The following is a 16444-nucleotide window of genomic DNA, read 5'->3' on the forward strand; positions in this document are numbered from 1 at the left end:
GACCCGTCAGCGAGCGCCAACCGCCTCCCGGCGGTTGGCGACCAGGCTGGTGACCGTCACGGCGGCGAGGGTGACGGCGATGACCACCAGCGACAGCTCGGTCGGGATGTCCGGGACCGCGGGCCAGACCTTGTGCGCCCAGTGCAGCACCAGCTTCACCCCGATGAAGGCCAGGATGATCGCCAGTCCGTAGTCCAGGTGCCGCAGCCGGTCCAGCACGTTGCGCAGCACGAAGTACAGCGCCCGCAGGCCGAGCAGGGCGAACGCGTTGGTGGCGAAGACCAGGTACGGGTCCTCGGTCACCCCGTACACCGCGGGCACCGAGTCGACGGCGAAGACCAGGTCGGTCATGAAGACGGCGACCACCACCAGGGCCAGCGGCGTCAGCGCGCGCCGGCTGCCGAGCCGGACAGTCAGCCGGCCACCGTGATAGTCGCCGGTCACCGGCATGAACCGGCGCATCAGCCGCACGCTGCGCATGGTGTCGATGTCGACGTGATACCGCTCGTGGCGCATCGCGTCACGCAGCACCTTCACCGCGGTGGCCAGCAGTGCCGCCCCGAAGAGCAGGAACGCCCAGGCGCCGGTCTGCAGCACCGCCGCACCGGCGGCGATGAAGATCGCCCGCATGACCAGCGCACCGGCGATGCCGTAGAGCAGCACCCGCTGAGCCAGGGCCGGCGGCACCGCGAACGCCGCCAGCAGCAGCACGAAGACGAACAGGTTGTCGACCGACAGGGACTTCTCCACCACGTACCCGGTGTAGAACTCGATCCCGGGCCGGCGCCCGTACACCTGCCAGATGAGGACGCCGAACGCGGCCGGCAGCGCGAGATAGAAGATCGACCACCCGACCGCCTCGCGCATCGCCACCTCATGCGGGCGGCGGGTGACCGCGAAATCGGCGGCGAGCAGCGCCAGCAGCACCGCGATGGTGATCGCCCATAGCTGGGCGGAAGCGATTGAGGGCAGGGTTGAGTCAGGCAACTGGAGCACTGGGCCTCCTCGGACACGCGTTGTCGTCCGAGGTCTCCCTCACCCGCCGCGACGGACGTCGCAGGCTCGCGGGCGAGCGCACGGGGGCACGTTCGGCGTGCCCGTGGTGACCGCCACGCTCTGTGTGGAGGTACTCCCCTCACGGGCAGCTTAGGCACTCGGCCGGTCGGCAACCATGCCGAACCGCGAAATAAACCGGATCGGGTTGACGTGCGGTAGCTCGCGGAGGACCGTGATAAATCCGGGCTAATCAGGAGGTCTCGCACATGCTGATCGACATCTTGGTCGGCGCGATGCTGATCCTCTGCATAGTGATCAGCAGTGCCGCACTACTACCACCACCACGCCGGCACGGACACGGCCATCACCGGGCGCGCTTCCACCATCGGCACACTTGATATCCAGCCCGGGCGGATCCTCCGCCCGGGCTGTTTCGGTCACAGCAGGTCGCGCAGGGTCGCCGCGAAGGACGCCGGCGAGCGCAGGTGCGGGAAACGGCAGCGCGGCCGGACCGCGGAGACCGGGTGCGGCCGCGCACGGCCGGCATCCGGCAGCTTGAACCAGCATTGGTACGCCCGGAGCAGCGTCGCGTCCGGCCGGGCGACGGCGAACTGCCGGTAGGGCGCGGGAATGGTACCCAGGTCAGCGGTCGCGAGATGCTGCTCGACGGTGTCCGGCAGCCCGGCCACCGGCTCGTCCAGGGTCACCACGGCCCGGGTCGCGTAGGAGTCCGCGAACGCCTGGGCGAGCAGCGCGGACTCGCCCTGCCCGACCATCACCGGGGCCCGGTGCAGGTTGAGACCGGCGATCAGCACGGCCAGGTCCCGGGCCAGGGACTCCAGGTCGTAGTCGCCGCGCGGCGCCGACTGCCCGTGCCCCGGCAGGTCGACGGCGACGACACTGCACGCGTTGCCGAGGTCGGCCGCGACCGGCCACCACATCGTGCGGTCGTAGAGCAGGCCGTGCAGCAGGACGACCGGGCGTCCGTACGCGCCCCAGCGGTCGTAGACGAGCCGGTTCACCGGGGTGCCGTAGGCGTGCGTGGTGCGGCGCGGGGGTTGGGGATGCATGAGCACCGTCTTCCTGTTCCTGGGGGACGCCAAACATGCGTTGGGGGAAACGCTTACCGGTTCACTACGGGCGCGATGATGTGCGGGGTCGAAATTCCCCCGGAGGAGTTCACGTGACGGAGCAACTCGCGCGCCCCCGGCTGACACCGTGGCGGGCGATCGCCGCCTTCGGGGTGGTCAGCCTCGCCGCCGACATGGTGTACGAGGGCGCCCGCTCGATCACCGGCCCGCTGCTCGCCACGCTCGGCGCGTCCGCCCTCGCGGTCGGCTTGATCACCGGTACCGGCGAGGCGGCCGCCCTGCTGCTGCGTCTGGTCTCCGGCCCGCTCGCCGACCGGACCGCGCGGTACTGGGCGCTCACCATCACCGGGTACGGGCTGACCGCGGTGTGCGTACCCCTGCTCGCCCTGACCCCCGCCCTGGGCGCCGCCGGTCTGGCCGTCGCCGCCGCCCTGATCGTGACCGAGCGGATCGGCAAGGCGATCCGCAGCCCGGCGAAGTCCACGCTGCTCGCCGAGGCGGCCGGCGCGGTGGGCCGGGGCCGCGGGTTCGCGGTGCACAAGGCCCTCGACCAGATCGGCGCGTTCGCCGGCCCGCTGCTGGTGGCCGCCCTGGTGGCGCTCGCCGGTACGGTCTGGCCGGCGCTCGCCGTACTCGCCGTCCCCGGCGCCGTCGCCATGGTGCTGCTGGTGTGGATGCGGCGGCGGTTTCCCGGCCCGGCGCCCCGGCCCGATGCCCCGGTGAGTGCGGCGGCCGGTCCGCTTCCCCGCCGGTTCTACTGGTTCGCCGCCGCCGCCGCGGCCTCCACCGCCGGTCTGGTCACGTTCGGCCTGATCTCCTATCACGCGAGTCGTACCGGCGGGATCCCGCTCGCCGCGGTGCCCGTCCTGTACGCCGGCGCGATGGCCGCCGGTGCCGTGGCGGCCCTGGCCAGCGGCTATCTCTACGACCGCTGGGGCGCCCGGGTCCTGTACGCCCTCCCGGTCCTGGCCGCCGGCACCCCCGCGCTCGCGCTGTCCGGCAGCGTCACCGCCATCGTCGCCGGAACCCTGCTCTGGGGCGCGGCCGTCGGCGTGCAGGACTCCACCGTGAAGGCGCTCGTCGCCGATCTGGTCCCGGGCAGCCGGCGGGCCACCGCCTACGGGGTGTTCGCCGCGATCCAGGGTGTCGCCGCGATCGCCGGCGGCGCCCTCGCCGGCGGCCTCTACGACTACTCGATCACGCTGCTCGCCGTGGTGCTCGCCGGTACGCAGGTGATCGCTCTCCTGCTTCTCGTCATGACCGGGCCGGACCCCGCTCAGTAACCGAGCTCGCGTGGCAGCACCGGCCGGTCCGCGGCGAAGCCGTCGGCGGGCGTCCGGCCGGTGTCGGTCAGCCACCGCCGCACCAGCGGCCAGAACCAGACCGAGGTGCCCGGTTCCGGCGACGGGAAGGCGGGGAACTCGGCCCGCCACCGGTCGGCGCGGGTGACGCTCACCCGGGCCCGGTGTGCGATCTGGTGCATCGTCACCAGGTCCGGATCGTCGGAGTCCCGTTGCTCGGCGGTGGCCCAGACACTGACCTGCGGCTCCTCCCACGCTCGCCCGGCCACCCCGGCCAGCAGGGGCGACGCCGCACGCATCCGGGCCCGTACCGTCTCCCGGTTGGTCTCGATGGTGTCCCAGACGGCGGCGTTCGCGGCCCGGATGCTGCCGTAGTCGCCGATCTGCCCGATCCCGTACGGCCGGGTGCCGACCTCGGCGGACCACACCCCGCGCCGGCCGGGTTTCACCGTCCCGCACGTCATCGAGGTGAACTCGGGCAGCTGGACGGGGTGCCCGCAGTCGGCAGCGAGGCGGCAGGCGATCACGGCCGCGGACACCGGCGTCGGCCGCGGCGAGCGGTGCAGCGCGGCCACGTGCACGGCGAGCCGGTCAGCGGGGCTCAGGCGTCGCAGCCACAGATCGCGTACCCGATCGAGCACCTCGTCGAGGGCCGGCACCGCCACCGGCCCGTCGTCGGTGGCACGCCGGCTCACGACCAGCGGCGGTGCCTCCTGAACCACCTCGGCGGTCAGCTCGCTGACCAGGGCGATGACCCGGTCCTCCTCGTCGGTGCCCGCCGGCCGCAACGCGATAGTCATTGCTCACCTCGAAACAACTCACTTCCACCCGTGTCGGCTCAGCATGCCGGGCATCGATGGCGGCGTGTGTCCCGCAGACCCGTTGTGGACTGTCAGGTGCGCAACACTTCCGGCACGGCGGGTAGCCTCTCCAACGTTTCCCGGAGGGAGAAGAGTGCCCAAGATCGTCGATCACGACCAGCGGCGCGACGAGATCATCGAGGCGTACCTGACCGTCGTCGCCCGCGACGGGCTGCCCGCCGCGACCACCCGGGCCATCGCGGCCGAGCTCGGCGTCGGCACGGGGGCGCTCTGGCATTACTTCGACGGGTACGACGCGGTGGCGGCCGGTGCCTATCAGCGGATCACCGAGCGGACCAACGCGCGGATCGCGGCGGCCACGGCCGAGCTGCGTGGGCTGGACGCGGTGCACGCGATGTTGCGCGAGATCCTGCCGCTGGAGAAGGAGACCGTCGACGAGGCGTACGTCGTGGTCGGTTTCTGGGGCCGGCTGGCCGCCAACGACAAGATCGCGGCAACCCGCGCCGACGTCGACGAGTACTGGCACGACCTGCTGGGCCGGCATCTCGCCGAGGCGGTGCAGGACGGCCGGCTCGATCCCGGCACCCCGGTCGACGACGTGATCGACGTGTTGTTGTCGATCGCGGTCGGCCAGCAGGTGCACGCGATCATGGGGTCCGATCTGGCCGATCCGGCCCGCCAGCTGCGGATGATCGACTACTGCCTGCGACCCTGGCTGCGCTGAGCGTCGATCGGGCAACGATCCCCGCGGCCCGCCCCCCACGCCTCGGCGGGCGCGCTGAGGATGGGGGGATGAGTGACTTCAGACTCACCCGCAGACTGCTCTTCACCGCCGGCTCCGGTGTGCTCGGCGTGACCGTCCTCAACACTCTCACCGGTTGCTCCAACTCGGACGACCCGGCCGCCTCCGGCAGCACCGCACCGGGGACGCCGGCCGCCGCGTCCTCGTCGGGCGGCGCCGCGGTGGCCGGCGACTGGCAGCGGGTGAACCTCAATTTCGTCTCGGCGTACCTGCTGATCCGGGGTGGGGAGGCGGCCGTCGTGGACACCGGCACGGCCGGCTCGGAAACCGCGATCGGTGACGCGCTGAAGGCGGCCGGCAGCGACTGGGCCGCGGTGAAGCACGTCATCCTCACCCACCAGCATCAGGACCACGCCGGTGGACTCGCCGGGGTGGCGCCGCTGGTCTCCGGCAAGCTCTACGCCGGGCAGGCCGACATCACCGGGATCAACGCCGAGAAGCCGATGACCGCGATCGCCGACGGCGACGAGGTCTTCGGGTTACGGATCATCGGTACGCCCGGGCACACCGCCGGGCATATGTCGATCTTCGAGCCGTCGACGGGCGTCCTGGTGGCCGGCGACGCGCTGCGCAACGAGAACGGGCTGGAGGGCTCCTCACCGCAGTACACCGAGAACCAGGACCAGGCGGCCGCGTCCGTCAAGAAGCTCGCGGCGCTCCAGGTCAAGGTCATCCTGCCGGGCCATGGCGAACCGCTGACCACCGGCGCGGCCGAGGCGCTGCAGAAACTGGCCGCCACCCTCTGAGCCGCCGCCGCTCCGTGACGGTGCCCGGGATGCAACCGGTCCGCACCCCGGGCGGGTCATGGTAAGCCGGTCGGAGCAGGCTACGGAGGGGTTCGCCGGTGAACCGGAGTTCGCGCAGCGCCACCCATCTGCGGCGTCATGCCTGGATGTTGTGCCTGATCATCGGCCTGCTCGTGGCGGTCGCCGCGCCGCTGATGGACGATTTCAGCCGCCAGATCGCGTACATTCTCGCCTCCGGCGCGGCCTTCGCCGCGGTGGTGGCCGGGACCAGGTTGCACCGGCACATCCGGTGGCCGTGGCGGGCCATGGCCGCCGCGGTGGTCTGCTCCTGCGCCGCCAACACGATCTGGGCCGTCGGCCTGGCCGTCGGGCAGCCCATCGCGATGCGGGTCTCCGCCGTCGACATCCTCTACCTGAGCATGTACGTGCTGCTCATGATCGGCCTGCTCGCCCTGCCGGGCGACCGGATCGCCTCACGGTGGTCCGGGGTGAGTGAGGCCGGTATCGCCTTCTGCACCGGGACCGTGCTGGTCTGGGTGCTGCTCTACGACCCCTTCGTTCATGATCACGGTCCGTGGCCGGGCGCGCCGAGCGTGATCGCCTACCCGTGGCTTGACCTGCTGATGCTCGCCGCGGTGACCCGGCTGGTGGTGGCGTTGCGGCGGCTCACCCGGTCCGACTGGATGCTCGTCGCCGCCACGGTGGTGCTCACCGCCGCCGACGTCGTCTACTTCATCGCGACCGCGAACGGTGGATCCTGGGCCGGCCCGGCCTGGAGCGCCGCCGGCTGGGTGCTGGCGTTGCTGCTGATCGGGGCGGCGGCGCTGCATCCCGACACGTCCGCGCCGACCGGCACGGAGGAGCACGCCGGGAGCGGGCAGAGCTGGCGTACGGTCGCGCTCAACGCGGCGCTCGTCCTGGTCGGGCCGGTCGCCACGACGTACCTGGTCACCGGCGAGGAGAAGGGCCACGACCTCGACCACGTCGACCTGGTCCTGCCACTCGCGGCGACCGCCCTCACCGCGGTCCTGCTGGTCATCCGTTCCAGCCACGCCACGTGGACGGCGAACCGGCGGGCCGGCCGGCTGCGGGACGCCCTGCGTGAGCAGGCCGAGCTCCAGCGCTCGCTGAGCCACCAGGCGCGGCACGACGCGCTCACCGGGCTGCCCAACCGGGTGGAGATGACCCGCCTGATCGCCGAGGCCGCCGCCGGTGGCGATGGCGGGGTGCTGCTCCTGCTGGACCTGGACGGCTTCAAAGACGTCAACGAGCGTCTCGGGCACCCGACCGGGGACGCCCTGCTGATCGCCGTCGCCGAGCGGCTCACCGGCCTGCTCGGCGCCGGGGAGCACGTGGCCCGGCTCGGCGGTGACGAGTACGCCCTGCTGGTGGGACCCGGCAGCGGCGGCGAGCCGCTGGTCGACGCGATGCGCCGCCCGCTGACCGCAGGTGACCAGGTGCTGCACGTGACCGCCAGCGTCGGCGTACGGGTGATCGAACCCGGCTCGGACGCCGTGCAGCTGCTCGCCGACGCCGACCTGGCCCTGTACGCCGCGAAGGCCGCCGGCAAGGACTGTGCCGCCCTGTTCGACGTCGCCATGCGCGACGAGCAGGGCGAACGGATCCGCCTGCTGGAGCGGCTGCGCGCGGCGGTGGACGCCGGCGAGTTCGCCGTGCACTACCAGCCGATCGTGAACCTGGACAACGGAACGCCGACCGCGGCCGAGGCGCTCGTCCGGTGGATCCCGCCCGGCCAGGCGCCGATCGGCCCGGACCGGTTCATCCCGGCCGCCGAGGACAGCGGCCTCATCGTCGCCCTCGGCGAGTGGGTGCTGCGCCGCGCCTGCCGCGACGCCGCCCCCTGGTACCAGCGGTGGGGCACCACGCTGACGGTCAACGTCTCGCCGCGCCAGCTGATCGACCCGCACTTCACCCGGAAGGTGGTAAGCGCGCTGCGGGACAGCGGCCTGCCGGCCACGGCGCTCACCCTGGAGATCACCGAAGGCGTGCTGGTGCGGTCCGGCGGGCACGCCCAGCAGGCGCTGGTGCATCTCTCCGCGTTGCGCGCCGAGGGCGTACGCGTGGCGATCGACGACTTCGGCACCGGCTACTCGTCGCTGGCCTACCTGCGGGATCTGCCGATCGACGTGCTGAAGATCGACCGGTCGTTCATGCCGGCCGGGAACGGACACGGCGATGGTGACGCACAGCAGACAGCGCTGGTGCGCACGATCGTCGATCTGGCGCGTAGCCTCGGATTGACCACGGTTGCCGAGGGGGTGGAGACCGCGTACCACGCCGACCTGTTGCGGGCTCTGGGCTGTGATCGCGGCCAGGGCTACCACTTCGCCCGTCCGATCCCCGCGCCGGAGCTCGCGATGATGTTCGCCGAGACGGTGATCGTTCAGTTCGGCCCGCTTTCAGCCGATCAGCAGAACGACGCCGGATGCGGAGTGAGTGTGTAGGTGACGGATAAAGGACGGGCGCGGCCGGCGGAGCTGACCGATCTCGACGTCGAGGAGGAGCTCGGCCGGGGCGCGTTCACGATGGTCCATCGGGCCCGACGCGGCGACCGTTGGTACGCGCTGAAGCGTCCGCTGGCCGACCCGGAGGCGTACCCCGAGATCCGGTCCGCCTTCCACCGGGAGGCGGCGCTGCTGGCCTGCATCCACGACCCGGCCGTGGTCAGCGCGTTCGCGGCCGGCGACCTCGACGGTGTGCCCGCGCTGGTGCTCGAGCACCTGCCCGGCGGCTCGCTCGCCGACCTGCTGGCCGGTGGGCTGCTGAGCCAGGAGCGGGTGGTCGAACTGGCCGCCCGGCTGGCTCGTGGCCTGGCCGCCGCGCACCGGCTCGGCATGGTGCACCGCGACATCAAGCCCGGCAACATCATGGTCTCCGGGGACCGCCCGGCCAAGCTGATCGACTTCGGGCTGGCGCAGCTGGGCGGCGGCCCGGACGACAGCCCGGACGACGAGGCGGTCGGCACCTTCCTGTACGCGCCGCCGGAGCAGTCCGGCATGCTCAAGCGCCCGGTCGACGGCCGCTCCGACCTGTACTCGCTCGGCGTCGTGCTCTTCGAGTGCCTGACCGGGCGGCTGCCGTTCGAGGCCGACGACGTCGGTGAGCTGCTCCGCCTGCACCTGGCCGCGCCGGTGCCGGAGATCGCCGAGCTGCGCCCCGGCGTCGACCCTGTGCTCACGGCAGTGGTGTACCGGCTGCTCGCCAAGGACCCGGACGACCGCTACCCGGACGCCGGCGCACTCCTGGCCGACCTGCGCGGCTGCCCCGGCGGCGAGGCCGCGGAACGTCCCGCCGTCACCGGCTGGCCGCTGTGCGGGCGCGACGCCGAGGCGGGGCGCCTGTCCCGGCGCTGGGAACGGGCCCGGGCCGGGCAGGGCGGCGTCGCGGTGATCCGGGGCGGTCCCGGCTCCGGGCGTACGCGACTCGCCGAGGAGATCGCCCGGCAGGCCGCAACCGACGGTGTCCCGGTGCTCTGGGCCACCGGACGCCCGGACGAGTCCCCGCTGTCCGCCGCTCGCGAGGCGATCGAGGGCTGGCTGGAGACGGTCCGCCGGATGCCGGAGGACCGGCGTGCCGTCGTGGAGCAGCAGATCGCCGAGGCCTCCGCCGTGGCCGGTCCGGCCCTGATCGGCAAGCTCTTCGGCGAGCTCGGCCCGGCCGCCGCCGAGCCGGCCACCCCGGCGCCCGGCGGTGACGAGCACGTCCTCGCGGCCGGCGTCGCCTTCCTCGGTGACCTGGCCACCCGGGCCGGCGGGCTGGTCGTGGTCGTCGACGACGCCCACGAGCTCGACTCCGGCACCCGGCAACTGCTCGCCAAGTTCGTACCGGAGCTGCCCGGTCTGCCGGTCCTGCTGCTGCTCACCGCGCCGGACGCGGCCACCGATCCGGCCGCCACCGTGGGCGCGTCCGGTGTGCTGGAGGTGACCTGCGCACCGCTGCCCGATCCGGCGGTCGCCGACCTGATCACCTCCCGGCTGCCCGGCGCCGAAGTGCCCGCCGAGCTGGCCCGGTACGTGACGACGCGTACCGACGGGACCCCGCTGGCCGTGGTCAGCCACCTGCTCCGGCTGCTCGACGCCGGCCTGCTCAGCCCGTTCTGGGGGACCTGGCGGCTGGACACCGCGGGCGCCGACGCGCTGCCGGCCACCGCCGACGTCCGCGACCTGCTCGCCACCCGGCTCGACGGCCTGTCCGGCTCGGCCGTCGAGTCCCTCACCGTCGCCGCCGTGGCCGGGATCCGGTTCCGTCCGGAGCCACTGCTCGCCATCGGCGAACCCGACCACGTCGTGGCGGCCCTCACCACCGGCGTCGACCGGCACGTGCTGGAGCCCCGGCCCGGCGGCTGGTACGCGTTCGTCCACCCGCAACTGCGTGACGTGCTGCTGGAGCGGGTCGACGAGGACGGGCTGCGGCGGATCCACGCTGCTCTGGCGGGCGCCCTCGAGCAACTGCCGGAGGACCTGCGGGACGAGGGTCACGCGTACGCGGTGGCGCGGCACCACCGGCGCGCCGGTGACCTGGTGCCGGCCGAGGCCCGCCGGCGCAGCGCCGCGGCGGCCGGCCTGCGCGCCCTCGCCGACCAGGCGCCCGCCGAGGCGATCGACTACCTGGCCGAAGCCATCGCGGGTGACCCGGCGCCGGGTACCGCGTTGCTGCACCCGCTCGCCCAGGCGTACCTGCGGGCCGGCCGGTTCGACGAGTGTGCCGAGGTGCTGGACCGGGCGCTGGCCGGCGAGTCCGACCGGCTGCTGCGGGCCCGGCTGCTCACCACCCGGATCGAGCTGCACCACACGCTCTGGGACGACGGTCAGGCACTGGAGGCGGCCCGGGCGGCCCTCGCCGAACTCCGCCGGCCGCTGCCCGGGCGGGGACTGCTCGTCCTGATCACGACGTTGTTCATCGCCATGGCGGGTGGCTTCGTCCGGCGTACCCGGATGGGTTTTGGAACGGCACGGGGCCGGCGGCGGGAAACGCTCGCCGCGCTCACCGCCGTGCTGGACGCCGGCGGCTATGCCGCCGGAATCGGATTGCGCCTGCGTGAGGCCGCGATCCTGGCCATGCGCGGCCTGTACGCGGTCAACCGGATCGGACCCTGCCCGGAGTACGTCCGGATCTATTCGCTGATCGGGTACGTGACCGCCGTGATCAAGTTGCGCGGCACCTCGGAGCGGTGCCTGCGCCGCGCCGCCCGGGTCGCCGCCGAGCTCGGCGATCCCGGCCTGGCCGCCTACGTGGAGTGGATGCGCGGCGTTGCCTTGCTCTTCGGCGGCTACGACGACGGCACCGCCTGGGAGAAAGTGATCACCCGCAACATCCGCTGGTACGTGCCGGCCCAGCTGATCCCCGGCTACGCCACCCTCGGCCTGCGCTTCCTGCTGCGCGGCTACGTGGCGGAGAGCGAGCGTGAGTTCGAGCGCGGTATGGGCCACCTGGCCGACCCGGAACGGGCTCTCGGCACCTCGCTCGGCATGCTCAGCGTGATGATCCCGGCCGGGCAGAGCCGGTTCGGCGAGGCCGGCGCGGCACTGAAACGGCTGCGCGCCGCCTTCCCCGACGGCACCGGGACCCGGGTGCAGCGGGCCAACATCCTCACCGCCGCCGCCTGCGTCCTGCTGGAACAGGGCGAGGTCGGCCCGCAGATCGAGGAGGTGCTCGCCGAGTTCTACGCACTCGGGCTGCGCCCCGGTGAGCTGATGCCCCAGCACAAGTGGATCTACGTCTATCAGGCGCAGGCTCGGCTGATCCAGCTGCGGTACGCCTCCGACGAAGAACGCCCGCAGCGGCTGGTCGTGGCCCGCAAGGCGGTTGCCGACCTCGGCAAGGTCGGCGGCACCCCGCTGCTGCGGGCCGTGTACCACACCACCCGGGCCTCGCTGTACTACGTGGCCGGCGACCTGCAGCGCTGCATCAAGACCGCCGACGAGGCGGAACGCCGGCTGCGCGCGGTGGACGCACCGTTCATCCAGTACGAGGTGTGCCGGATCCGGGCCCGCGCGTTCCGGACGCTCGGCATGGCCAACGAGGCCGACCGGCAGGCCCGGTTCGCCCTGGGGCTGGCCGTCTTCCACGGCTGGGAGCAGCGGCGCCGGCAGACCCGTACCGAGTTCGGCGTGGACGAGGGGGCGGGCACGCATCGGCGTACCGTCGCGGAACGCCGGCCCAGCTCCGGCCGCAACCGGCACCTGGACGCGTTGCAGCAGGTCAGCGTGGCCGCCGCGACGATCCTCGACCCGCGGCAACTGGCCCAGGTCGCCCTCGACGAGATGCTACGCATCCTCGGCGCCGAACGTGCGCTCTTCTTCCTGCTCGACGACGCCGGCGAGCCGGTCCGCTTCGCCGGCCGGGACGCCTCCGGCGACCTGGCCGAGACCATCGAGTACGGGGCCACCCTGGTCCGGCGGGTCGCCGAGACCGCCGAGCCGCTCGTGGTCACCGGCACCGAGCAGGGCGCCGCGCTCGGCTCCCGCAGTGCCGTGGTGCACGGCCTGCGCAGCATCCTGGTCGCGCCGGTCCAGTTCAAGGGACGCCTGGTGGCCGTGGTCTACCTGGACAGCCGGCTCGCCCGTGGCGTCTTCACCGACGACGACGTCGCCGTGCTGACCGCGGTGGCCAGCCACGTCGCGGTGTCGCTGGAGACCGCACGGGCGGCCCAGCTGCACTCCGCCGTGCAGGCGGCCCGGCAGCAGCAGGCGCTCGCCGAGATGCTGCGGGCCAGCCTCGCCGAGCTCAGCGCCATCCTCGAACCCGACCAGTTGCTGCGTCAGCTGTGCGCCATGCTCCAGACCCAGCTCGGCGCCACCGCGGGCTGCCTGCTCGGCCTCGGCGGCGAGGTCGTCGAGGTGGTCGGCCAGGCGCCCGCCGAACTGGTCGGCACCGCCTTCCACCTGGACGAGCGGCCGGAGGGCTCCCCGGTGCTGCTCGAACCCTCGGCGACGGCCGGCCTGCGGGAACGCCTGCTGGACGGCGCGCCGGTGGTGCTGGCCGTGCCGCTGCGCGCCCGCGACGAATGCGCGGGGCTGGTCCTGCTGGGCGGCACTGGGCTCGACGACACCAGCCGTCAGGTCGCGGCCGCACTCGCGACGCAGGGCATGGCGGCGTACGAGAACGCGCGGCTGTTCAGCAAGGTCCGGGAACTGGCCACCACCGACGAACTGACCGGGCAGCACAACCGGCGGCACTTCTACGCGATCGCCGGTGCCCTGGTGCAGGCGGCGTCCCGCAACGGGCGCCAGCTTGCCGCGGCCATGCTGGACATCGACAAGTTCAAGGCGATCAACGACACGCACGGGCATGGTGTGGGGGACGAGGTCATTCGTACCGTGGCCGCCCGGATCCGCGCCCGTCTGCGCCACTCCGACGTGCTCGGCCGGTACGGCGGCGAGGAGTTCGCCGTGGTCCTGCCCGACCACGACGGCCACGCCACCGAACTCGCCGAACGGATGCGGCAGGCGGTCTCCGCCGAGCCGGTCCAGACCCAGGCCGGTCCGGTCACGGTGACCATCAGTGTCGGCCTCACCCGCCTGGAACCGGGCGACACCTCCCTCGACGAACTGCTGGCCCGGGCCGACCACGCCCTCTACCGCGCGAAGGAAACCGGCCGAAACCGCGTCGTCACCGGCTGACCAGCCCTGCCCCTTGGCCGGCGGGTGTTAAGCCACCAGACTGGTTTCGCATGGAGACCATTGACGTCGATGGGCTGCGCATCGCGTACGAGCGTGCCGGCACCGGACCGCCGATCGTGTTGCTGCACGGCTATGTGGGAGACGGCGCGACGACATGGCGCCGCCAGATCGACGCGCTGTCCGACGAGTTCACCGTCGTGGCCTGGGATGCGCCGGGCGCCGGAGGCTCATCCGATCCGCCCGAGTCCTTCGGCATGGCGGGATACTCCGACTGCCTCGCCGGTTTCGTCGCGCGCCTCGGACTCGAACGGCCGTCTATCGTCGGTCTTTCGTTCGGTGGGTCCCTGGCCATCGACTTCTGCCGGCGCTACCCGGCCGTACCCGCCGCTCTCGTCCTCGCCTCCGCCTACGCGGGCTGGGCCGGGTCATTGTCTGCCGAGGTCACCGAGCAGCGCCTGCGACAAGCGGATACGCTGTCCAGACTGGAGCCGAAGGCGTTCCGGGACGCGCTGCTGCCGACGATGTTCACCGAGGGGACAGCATCAGACGTGCGGGACCGGTTCGGTGCCGCCATGCTGGCCTTCCACCCGGCCGGATTCCGGGCCATGGCGCAGGCATCCGCCGAAGACCTGCGTGACGCGCTGCCGCACCTGGAACTGCCGACGCTCCTGATCTACGGCGATCAGGACGTCAGGGCGCCCTTGGACGTGGCCCAGCGGCTGCACGCGGCGATCCGTCACTCCACGCTCACCGTTCTCCCCGGCGTCGGCCACGTGTGCAACATCGAAGCCGAGCGCGAATTCAACTCGGCGCTGCGCGAATTCCTTACCGGTCGGTAGTGCTGAAGTGCATGTTCAGGCGTGGCGCCTGATCACTGCACTGGTTACGGCTGTGGTCATGCTGGCTCACCTGGTGTTTCGTACGGCAGCGCTAGTCGGTGCCGGTCGACGTTGGTTGACGTTCGACGGCCCGGTGGCGGCCCGGACGGCCCAGAGACGGCCCCATGATCGTGGTGGGCGTAGTAGTTCATCTCGAACCAATCATGGGGTCGCGGTGACCTGCGGCGATGCCGCCGAGAGGGCATCTGAGCTGCGTCAACGCCTGCCATTGATTGCCATCGTTTTCGGATGGTTTCTCGTCGGAGTTGTGCCCTGGATGTGCCCGATGACCTTGGGGGTGGGCCTCCGCGTATGTCAAGGGATCAGGCTGGCGATGCAGTGCAGGAGTCGTCGAGTGAGTGGAATGGTCCGTGGTAGTTCGGCCCTACGGGGACGTCCCGGAGAGGAGCGAGTCCTCCGACGCGATACCGGCTGGTGTCGCTTGCTGTCTCGGCCTTCGCGTTCAGGCAGTCGACCAAGGCTTGCGTCTGCTCTCGATCGGAATGGAACGTCGTGCCCATCGGCACTGCAAGGCCGTTGTCGTAGACCTTCACTGGCACGTAGGCCACGTTGCCGTCGTCTTCGTAGCTCACGGAATGTCCCCCTCGGGCTCACGCTTGGTATCGACGGCCATGATTTTGCCTGGCGGACTCGCGGATCTGGAAGGTGGCTGGACGCGAATGAACCGACGCTTCCTTCGTCCCGAATGAGGCAGGGGTCGTTGATCGACGTGGCCGATCTTCGATACGCGCTGCTAGCGGCCTTAGTCATTGTTGGTCTGCGTTGGTCGTTCTGGGGAAAGGGTCCCAGGATCTTCTCCCGATTTCCCCCAACGGAGCGGGGGCTGGTCTGGTTCGGTGGTGGCATCCCGTCGCGCAGGCTCCGCCCTGCTGGGCCGCGTCTGTCCGGGCCAGGTGGAGCGCCCTACCGGACGTACGACCTGGCCCGGACAGACGCGGTCTGGCTGCCTTCGGTGTGCGGTGGGGTGTCGCTCGGGCCTGGCATCCCAGAGTCGCCCGGGTCCAGGGCGGGTAGCCCTGGCCGCCGGAGGCCTTATCCGGGTGCAGGGTCGGAGATCCTGCCCGCCGGAGGCTTGCTCGGATGCGCCGCGCGTGGTCGCCTAGGCGGCACCTGGACCGACGGCCGGCCTCATCCCAGCCAGAGGGCCACGACGACATTGCCCATGAGGCCAAGCAGTACGCCGCCGGTGAAGGTCCACAGCGCCGACCTGTTGGCTGACCGGCGCAGCTTGTCGAGCTGCTCATTGTGCTCGGTGGTCAGCTTCGCGATCTCATGTCGTAGGCGACTCTCGCTTTCAGCTCCGAGGAGCTGTGCGATTCGGCGAGCGTCTTCTTCGTGCAGGCTGGCGGTCGCCTTCGCAGCCTCTGCGCGGGTGACCAGTGCTTGCACTTCAGCTTCGAATGCTTCCGCCCTAGCGCTAAGTTGCCGTAGACGAGACACAGCCGTGGTAAGTGATGTGGCTACTTCGGCAAGCTCTTCGTCGAGCGAAGCTTCCGCCGTTGGTGCGGGTTGGACCGAGGTAACAACCCGGTCTGCTGCCGCGCGAAACGCTTCTTTTGACGCGATCGCCGCCTTCCGTCCCCGAAAGTATCCAACCGCCGTGAGTGACGCACCGAAAATAAGTACGACCGCGACGCTGGCCGCGCCGAAGCCAACGGCCTGGGCGTTGGATAGGCCGAGGTTCTCCGCGAGGGAGTAGCCGGCCACACCGAGGGCTGCGAGGCCCACTGGCAGCGCGACTAGATCGGGCCACAAAGCCCTGGTGAGAGACTGACGGCTTCTTGATCGGCGACGCGCTAGGGGCTTCCTGGCCACTGCGACATCTTAGGGACTCGGGTGTGGGCGGCGCGGCGTCTGCACGTCCGCCTGCACCCAGAGCGGGAAGACCTCGTCGATGCGCTGAGCTTCTGTGAGCGGCGCGGCCGGGGCCGGCGCGGAGCCGAAGGCGGTAGCGCCGTGCCCCGAAGCCGCGCCTTGAAGACGTATAGAAAGTTCTCACCGCAGCGCGGACTCCCGGCTGTCGGGTCTCAGGACCTGCGTGACAGATCGGTATCAGGACGTGCGTGACACTCCGCCGAGTGTTGGTGGAGATCAGCGTGACCGAACAGCGGTATCAAGCAGTCCTGGACGTGCGGGCCGGGTCGA

At 71.7% G+C, this 16444-nt stretch carries 11 protein-coding genes; 6 read left to right on the top strand and 5 right to left on the bottom strand.

The annotated features are described in order from the left end of the window. Positions 1–6: 6 nt before the first annotated feature. Together I4J89_RS37885 and I4J89_RS37890 are read right to left on the bottom strand one after the other, a co-directional pair. A complete protein-coding gene (locus I4J89_RS37885; RefSeq protein WP_309238653.1) occupies positions 7–996 on the bottom strand; it encodes a TerC/Alx family metal homeostasis membrane protein in 990 nt (329 codons plus the stop codon). Between the two features lie 437 nt (positions 997–1433). Further along, a complete protein-coding gene (locus I4J89_RS37890) occupies positions 1434–2066 on the bottom strand; it encodes an alpha/beta fold hydrolase (RefSeq protein ID WP_196418996.1) in 633 nt (210 codons plus the stop codon). A 35-nt stretch (positions 2067–2101) separates the two neighbouring features. Here I4J89_RS37890 and I4J89_RS37895 point away from each other — a divergent pair, with 35 nt between their 5' ends. Continuing rightward, positions 2102–3370 carry an MFS transporter gene (locus I4J89_RS37895; protein ID WP_196418997.1) on the top strand — a complete coding sequence of 423 codons (1269 nt, stop codon included), beginning with the start codon at positions 2102–2104 and terminating at the stop codon, positions 3368–3370. Here I4J89_RS37895 and I4J89_RS37900 read toward each other — a convergent pair. After that, entirely contained in the window at positions 3364–4188 is an 825-nt protein-coding gene (locus I4J89_RS37900) for a hypothetical protein (RefSeq protein ID WP_196418998.1), read from the bottom strand. The two genes, I4J89_RS37895 and I4J89_RS37900, sit on opposite strands and share 7 nt — an antisense overlap. A gap of 154 nt (positions 4189–4342) precedes the next feature. Between I4J89_RS37900 and I4J89_RS37905 the strand changes: the two genes are divergently transcribed. From I4J89_RS37905 to I4J89_RS37925, 5 genes are all read left to right on the top strand, one after another. Then, a complete protein-coding gene (locus I4J89_RS37905; protein WP_196418999.1) occupies positions 4343–4933 on the top strand; it encodes a TetR/AcrR family transcriptional regulator in 591 nt (196 codons plus the stop codon). A gap of 68 nt (positions 4934–5001) precedes the next feature. Beyond that, entirely contained in the window at positions 5002–5757 is a 756-nt protein-coding gene (locus I4J89_RS37910; protein WP_196419000.1) for an MBL fold metallo-hydrolase, read from the top strand. 98 nt (positions 5758–5855) lie between these two features. Then, positions 5856–8222, top strand: a complete 2367-nt coding sequence (locus I4J89_RS50275) for a putative bifunctional diguanylate cyclase/phosphodiesterase (protein WP_196419001.1) — start codon at positions 5856–5858, stop codon at positions 8220–8222. Then, the gene (locus I4J89_RS37920; RefSeq protein ID WP_309238654.1) at positions 8223–13400 is read left to right on the top strand and encodes a diguanylate cyclase; all 5178 of its coding nucleotides are present in this window, start codon (positions 8223–8225) and stop codon (positions 13398–13400) included. Between the two features lie 50 nt (positions 13401–13450). Then, a complete protein-coding gene (locus tag I4J89_RS37925) occupies positions 13451–14239 on the top strand; it encodes an alpha/beta fold hydrolase (RefSeq protein WP_196419002.1) in 789 nt (262 codons plus the stop codon). Positions 14240–14601: 362 nt separating this feature from the next. Here the strand turns inward: I4J89_RS37925 and I4J89_RS37930 are convergent, their stop codons facing one another. Both I4J89_RS37930 and I4J89_RS37935 read right to left on the bottom strand, forming a co-directional pair. Further along, positions 14602–14871, bottom strand: a complete 270-nt coding sequence (locus I4J89_RS37930; protein WP_196419003.1) for a hypothetical protein — start codon at positions 14869–14871, stop codon at positions 14602–14604. A gap of 556 nt (positions 14872–15427) precedes the next feature. Next, on the bottom strand, positions 15428–16027 hold the full coding sequence (locus I4J89_RS37935) for a hypothetical protein (protein ID WP_196419004.1): 600 nt from the start codon (positions 16025–16027) through the stop codon (positions 15428–15430). Positions 16028–16444 lie beyond the last annotated feature (417 nt).

Origin of the sequence: Actinoplanes aureus, assembly GCF_015704865.1 — a bacterium.
In the GTDB taxonomy this organism is placed as follows: domain Bacteria; phylum Actinomycetota; class Actinomycetes; order Mycobacteriales; family Micromonosporaceae; genus Actinoplanes; species Actinoplanes aureus.

Coding starts and splice junctions, on each gene's coding strand:
- I4J89_RS37900 (WP_196418998.1), bottom strand. CDS start 4,188: ATGACTATCGCGTTGCGGCCGGCGGGCACCGACGAGGAGGACCGGGTC.
- I4J89_RS37895 (WP_196418997.1), top strand. CDS start 2,102: ATGCGTTGGGGGAAACGCTTACCGGTTCACTACGGGCGCGATGATGTG.
- I4J89_RS37890 (WP_196418996.1), bottom strand. CDS start 2,066: ATGCATCCCCAACCCCCGCGCCGCACCACGCACGCCTACGGCACCCCG.
- I4J89_RS37910 (WP_196419000.1), top strand. CDS start 5,002: ATGAGTGACTTCAGACTCACCCGCAGACTGCTCTTCACCGCCGGCTCC.
- I4J89_RS37925 (WP_196419002.1), top strand. CDS start 13,451: ATGGAGACCATTGACGTCGATGGGCTGCGCATCGCGTACGAGCGTGCC.